General features: G+C 48.6%; 5 protein-coding genes. All 5 read right to left on the bottom strand.

Translation table 11 applies throughout. The features are described 5' to 3' along the window. Positions 1-364 precede the first annotated feature (364 nt). Positions 365-1,690: an ATP-binding protein gene (locus tag HMPREF3027_RS08780; RefSeq protein WP_070708208.1), complete on the bottom strand. Its 1,326-nt coding sequence runs from the start codon at positions 1,688-1,690 to the stop codon at positions 365-367. 816 nt (positions 1,691-2,506) lie between these two features. Then, positions 2,507-3,331, bottom strand: coding sequence for a translation elongation factor Ts (gene tsf, locus HMPREF3027_RS08775; RefSeq protein ID WP_018029213.1), 825 nt, complete (start codon positions 3,329-3,331; stop codon positions 2,507-2,509). A gap of 158 nt (positions 3,332-3,489) precedes the next feature. Then, positions 3,490-4,365 (bottom strand): 30S ribosomal protein S2, encoded by an 876-nt coding sequence (gene rpsB / locus HMPREF3027_RS08770; protein ID WP_018029212.1) that lies wholly within the window; start codon positions 4,363-4,365, stop codon positions 3,490-3,492. Between the two features lie 156 nt (positions 4,366-4,521). Beyond that, positions 4,522-4,908 (bottom strand): 30S ribosomal protein S9, encoded by a 387-nt coding sequence (rpsI, locus tag HMPREF3027_RS08765; RefSeq protein ID WP_018029211.1) that lies wholly within the window; start codon positions 4,906-4,908, stop codon positions 4,522-4,524. A gap of 16 nt (positions 4,909-4,924) precedes the next feature. Then, positions 4,925-5,380, bottom strand: a complete 456-nt coding sequence (gene rplM, locus HMPREF3027_RS08760; RefSeq protein WP_021903060.1) for a 50S ribosomal protein L13 — start codon at positions 5,378-5,380, stop codon at positions 4,925-4,927. Positions 5,381-5,850: the final 470 nt, after the last annotated feature.

The raw sequence follows: 5,850 nt of genomic DNA, 5'->3' as shown, positions 1-5,850 counted from the left end.
CTTATTTACCCCCATTCATCGGCTCTGCGAGCCTCGAATGGGGGCTACAACAAATCGGACCTCCTACGGAGGTCCTTAACCATAGATACTCAGATGAATACTACTCGACAAGTCCCTTCTAATACGTAACCCCTGGGTTCCGGATTCAAGGGTTATGTATTAGAAATGGTTGTGTAGTATTCATTCGAGTACCTATGTGGAAAGGACCCCGGCTGAGGGGTCCGTGTTAAATAGGCACAGGTCAAGGCACGCAGTGCCGAAGACCTGTGTATAACGATGTGCAAAACACCCTTACGACCCCGGTTGAGGGGTCGGACAACCAAAACTCTGGCTAACCCCAACGTTGGGATCCCTCTCTTGAATGCTACATATCCTCCAGAGTAAGGCAAGTGGTCTCTACATCATACTTCGGGAGCACCTTATTTATTAGGTGTGCCACTTTCTTTTCCAGAAGCTCAGGCTTGAAATTTTTCCGCTGCCTTTTCACCTCCGCTACCAATGCCTTTCTCTTTTCTAACTTCAAAGCGACAATATCTATTTCATTTTGAGCATCTTTGGCGTCCCACCACGAGCCGATGGCTCTGTATTGATGCGATTCAGCCAGTTGCTTAGCAAAATACCTCTCAAGTACTAGCCCCGAGTAGGTGGGGTAGTCCTGGAGGATAATTTGTTGGAGCGCTGGAAAGTTGTTAATCTCTATTAGAGATCGGTGCCTATCAAAGTAATTGAACCAAAACCTCAGGAAGTTATCTTGAATATCGTATCGAACCGTCTGAGTACCCACCTTGGAAAGGATAGGTCGCTTTCGCTCAATGACTTGATACACCTCTATCAGACGCTTCAGGTGCCCGCCGACGTTCTTGTTCCCTAATGATGCTTCTATCTGTGGTTGGGTATTGATGCCCCCAGAGATGGCGCTTAAAATGGAGAAGTAAGTACCATAGTCCTTGCCAAACTCCTCAATCAGGAGGTACTTCCCCTCCTCTATAAAAGGCGAATTCTCTCTCACCATATAAGCAATCATCCCCTCGATTGATAAGTCTGTATTATCGCAAAGTAGCTCCACATACTTCGGGATGCCACCAGAGAAGGTGAAAAGTGCAAGTAGGTCGTCGTTACTGTAGTTTTTACGGTAGTCGCCCATAATCTCCTTGAGTGTAGGGGTGTCAAAGGCCGAAAGCTTAATTACATTATCGGCTCGACCAAATAGTGGTTCCTTTCTGTCGTGAAATATCTTCTGCATCAAAGAATAAACCGACCCCGAAATGATGAGATTCATCTTGCTCCTTTTTCGGTATAGATCCCACAGATACTGTATATCGCTAAAGAGTGCAGGGTTCACATTGTAAAACTCCTGAAACTCATCGATGATCAAGTGAAATGGCTTGGTTTCGCCCACCTCCAGCAGGTATTGAAATAGGGAGCGAAAGGTGGTGATCTCACTAGGTACGAAGATAGCTAGCTGCTCGCTGATAATAGATTGGTATTCAGTGCAGAGCAGAGCTTCATTTTTGCGACCCACAAAAAGATAAACAGCTGGAATCTCCCCAGTGGTTGCCTTAAGGATCAAGCTAGTTTTACCAATCCTACGACGACCAGTCACTACAGTCATCCTTGAGTGGTCTTCAAATGAGAGCTTAGAAATCCTCTGCAGCTCTTCTAACTCACTATTTCTGTCATAAAATCTCATCGCTTGCTTATGTTATGGCGGTTACTGTAACGGTCGTTACAAAGATAAAGATATCTCTTGATATACAAAAATCGCCTACCTATCCCATACATATTGTGGTGTCCGATGCTCCGAAAGTGAGGGAGTCAAGTGGTGTTTTTATGGCCTTCGTAACCCATTGATAATCAGTGGTGTCAATATGGCGAAAATTGAGTTGCAACTAAGCAATCGCTTAGTTGCAACTCGTCATTTGCTTAGTTGCATCTCGCCGATCGCTTAGTTGCAACTAAACTTTTGTCCTACTAGCCCAACGATTTATATGTGGTAAATGAAGCCTCAGAAATTGCTCTGTTACCACAGTAATTGGAGTTTTTTTCGGACAAGTCGGACGAGTCAGACAAGTCGGACAGATCAGACAGGATTGGGAAGCACCCGCGAGGGTGCCACTCAGCTAGCCCCGAGTCAAGGCTCGAAGAGCCGAAGACTCGCGGGAAAGGAGGTGCGGTTTATCCATCGACCCTTGTGGTCGCACTCGGATAGGTTGTGCGACCACAAGGGTCGTATGATTGTGTACACCCCTTCCCCGCCGGTCGTTCGGGGGCTTTTGCCCCCTCCGACGCGGGGGCTATCTGAATGGCACCCTCGCGGGTGCTTTTTAGGAGGCTGTTGCACGGAGTGGCATTCTCTTTATCTATTGCTTGTCCGACCTGTCTGACTTGTCCGACTTGTCCGATAAAGGTACCCCCTCCGATAAAGTGCCCCCACACACCAGGCACAAAAAAAGCGGACACCTAGGGTTATCCCCTAAGCGTCCGCGATACTATTTCCTCAGTAGGTTTAGTCTTGGTTGAGATTGAAGCGCTTAAAGTCAGTTACAGTAAGTGACTTAGAAGCCTCATGTAGTGTCTCCTCTACCGACTTCTTGCTCTCAGAGAATACAAACTCCTGCTTTAGGAGGGTGTTCTCCTTGTAGAACTTTGATAGAGAGCCCTGAGCGATACGCTCAAGTAGGTTCTCAGGCTTACCAGCTTGACGTGCCTTGTCCATAGCGATCTCCAGCTCCTGTTGCTTGATGCTCTCAGGTACCCCAGCCTCGTCTACTGCGATTGGGTTCATAGATGCTGCCTGCATAGCAATTTCCTTTGCTAGCTCGCCATCAAGGTTCTCATTGAAGCCCACGATCACACCTAGCTTATTACCAGCGTGTACATAAGCTGCTACTGCAGGGGCAGAGATTTGCTCGTAAGCACCTAGCTCCATCTTCTCACCAGTTACGCCAGAGCGCTCGGTGATTAGAGCCTCGATGGTACGACCATCAATCTCGAGAGCTAGAAGAGCCTCAAGGTTAGCAGGCTTCTCAGCCACAGCCTTATTGAGGATGCTTTGAGTCAAAGCTACGAAGTCCTCATTCTTAGCCACAAAGTCGGTCTCACACTTTAGAGCCACAAGGGTAGCTACGCCACCCTCAGTGTGGGTAAGTACACAGCCCTCAGCTGCCTCGCGGTCTGAGCGCTTTGCTGCAATCGCCTGACCCTTCTTACGTAGGATCTCGATCGCCTTATCGTGGTCGCCACCAGCCTCCTCAAGAGCCTTCTTTACGTCCATCATACCAGCACCAGTGAGGTCACGAAGGTGCTTGATGTCTTGCATCGTTACTGCCATAATCTTCTTTCTTTATCGTAATAAATTAATTCTTAGTCTCAAAAAAAGCACCTCCTAGCCCTAGGAGTATTGATTGCTCTACGGGGCATGGAGGTGCTGCTCTATTGTCCAAAGTCCTTGGGCTGTCGTCTAATGCTTGGTCTTAGTCTCCAATCACCTTACTCAGCATCCTCATCGGACTCCTTATTGGCAAACTTCTCAGCTAGGCGTGCGTTCATAGCGTCGTTATCCTCACGCTTGATACGCTCACGGCGTACACCTCTGCCACCACGGCGGCGTCCAGTGCTCTCCTCGCCTTCTGCCTCAGCCTGCTGTGCTGCAGCCTTCTCGTCGGCCTTAGCAATCTTGCGCTCCATAGCACCCTCCTTGATCGCCTCTGCCATAGCACCTACGATCACCTCGATAGAAGTGGTAGCATCGTCATTAGCAGGGATCACATAGTCGATGTTTTTAGGATTGGCATTGGTATCGCAGATAGCAAAGATTGGAATACCTAGGCGAAGTGCCTCGCGGATCGCGATGTGCTCCTTGCATACATCCACTACAAATAGTGCCCCAGGGATACTCTTCATATCCTTGATAGAGCCAAAGTTTCTCTCCAGCTTCTCACGCTGACGAGTGATCTGTAGCTTCTCACGCTTTGAGAGGTTCTCAAAAGTGCCATTGCTGATCATGGTATCGATGTTGTCCATCTTACTTACCGTCTTGCGGATGGTAGGGAAGTTGGTGAGCATACCACCTGGCCAGCGCTCAGTTACATAAGGCATACCGCACTCCTGAGCCTTCTCTGCTAGCACCTCTTGTGCCTGCTTCTTGGTTCCTACAAAGAGGATGGTCTTACCTTGCTGTGCCATCTTCTTAAGAGCCTCAGCTGCCTCATCTACTTTCACTACAGTCTTGTGAAGGTCTACAATGTGGATGCCATTACGCTCCATAAAGATATAAGGAGCCATAGCTGGGTTCCACCTACGAGTGAGGTGACCGAAGTGCGAGCCAGCTTCTAGTAGCTGGTCAAAATTTACTCTTGTTGACATAGTGTCTATTCTCTAAATCGTTTACATTCTTCAATCGTCTTGACCTCGAGCAGGGTAAGTAGGGTAGACCGTGCGGCCCGCCATCTCCCGAGCTTAGATACTAAACGAAATACTCTCTTCTCTAATAATGTGCCGAAAGGTAGCCCTCTGAAAGCATTATCGCTTAGAGAACTGGAACTTACGACGAGCTCCTGGTTGACCTGGCTTCTTACGCTCTACTGCACGTGGGTCGCGGGTCATGAAGCCCTCTGCCTTGAGTGCAGCCTTGTCCTCAGGATTGATCTTTACAAGTGCACGGGCAATACCCAGACGAGCTGCCTCGCTCTGACCAGTGTAGCCACCGCCCTTGAGGTTGATCTTGATATCGTACTGACCCTCTACCCCTAGCTTTGCTAGTGGCTGACGCACTACAAATTGTAGTAGTGGGTTGGGGAAGTAAGACTCTATCTCCTTGTCATTGATCGTGATCTTGCCACTACCAGCACGTAGATAGACACGTGCTACAGCCGCTTTTCTTCTGCCTAAAGCATTGATAATTTCCATGTCTTAATCTTTCTACTTATCTGGTTTTGATTTCAATAGTACGAGGTTGCTGTGCCTCATGCTTGTGGTCTGGTCCCTCATATACATAGAGGTTGTTGAGGAGCTTGGCACCGAGGCGATTCTTAGGGAGCATACCCTTTACCACCTTGCGATAAAGTGCCTCCCAGCCACGTACCTTCACCATACGTTCAGGTGACATCTCCTTCTGCCCACCTGGGTAGAGAGAGTAGCTGAGGTAAGTGCGCTCGGTCCACTTTGCACCAGTAAGTACTGCCTTCTCGGCATTGATAATGATCACATTGTCGCCACAGTCTACGTGAGGAGTGAAGCTAGCCTTGTGCTTGCCTCTCAAAATCTTAGCTACCTCACTAGCTAGGCGACCCATTGAATGCCCCGTGGCATCCACTACCACCCATTCCTTCTGCGCAGTTGCTTTGTTGGCAGAGATGGTCTTATAACTCAAAGTATCCACGTTATTTACTTTGTTTTCTTGTTTTACAATCAATCTAGAAGCTTGCAATGTGCATTGATAGTGGGCGTCTTGAGTGCTAATCATACCCTTATTACAAGGGTGGGTACCCGCTACCTTCTCACTGCAAATCATCTTCTCATTGATAATAATCGGCACGCAAAGATACCAATAAATTCCTTAGCCACAAATACTTTCCCTCGGATAACTTTTTCCCCTCTATCTATGGTACCTCTATCGGACAGGTCGGACGAGTCAGACAGGTCGGATAAGGTTGGGAAGCACCCGACAGGGTGCCACTCAGCTAGCCCCGAGTCAAGGCTCACGGAGCCGAAGACTCGCGGGAAAGGTGGTGCGGTTTATCCTTCGACCCTTGTGGTCGCACTTGGATGGGTTGGTGCGACCACAAGGGTCGTATATTATACTGTGTGCCATTTCCCCCGCTGGTCGTTCGGGGGCGTTTGCCCCCTCCG

The organism is Porphyromonas sp. HMSC077F02, assembly GCF_001815465.1.
GTDB classification, from domain to species: Bacteria; Bacteroidota; Bacteroidia; order Bacteroidales; family Porphyromonadaceae; genus Porphyromonas_A; species Porphyromonas_A somerae.
This window is presented reverse-complemented; position numbering and strand designations above follow the sequence as displayed.

Excerpts from the sequence above, each read along its gene's own strand:
- rpsB (WP_018029212.1), bottom strand. The coding sequence starts at position 4,365 with ATGTCAACAAGAGTAAATTTTGACCAGCTACTAGAAGCTGGCTCGCAC.
- HMPREF3027_RS08780 (WP_070708208.1), bottom strand. The coding sequence starts at position 1,690 with ATGAGATTTTATGACAGAAATAGTGAGTTAGAAGAGCTGCAGAGGATT.
- tsf (WP_018029213.1), bottom strand. The coding sequence starts at position 3,331 with ATGGCAGTAACGATGCAAGACATCAAGCACCTTCGTGACCTCACTGGT.
- rpsI (WP_018029211.1), bottom strand. The coding sequence starts at position 4,908 with ATGGAAATTATCAATGCTTTAGGCAGAAGAAAAGCGGCTGTAGCACGT.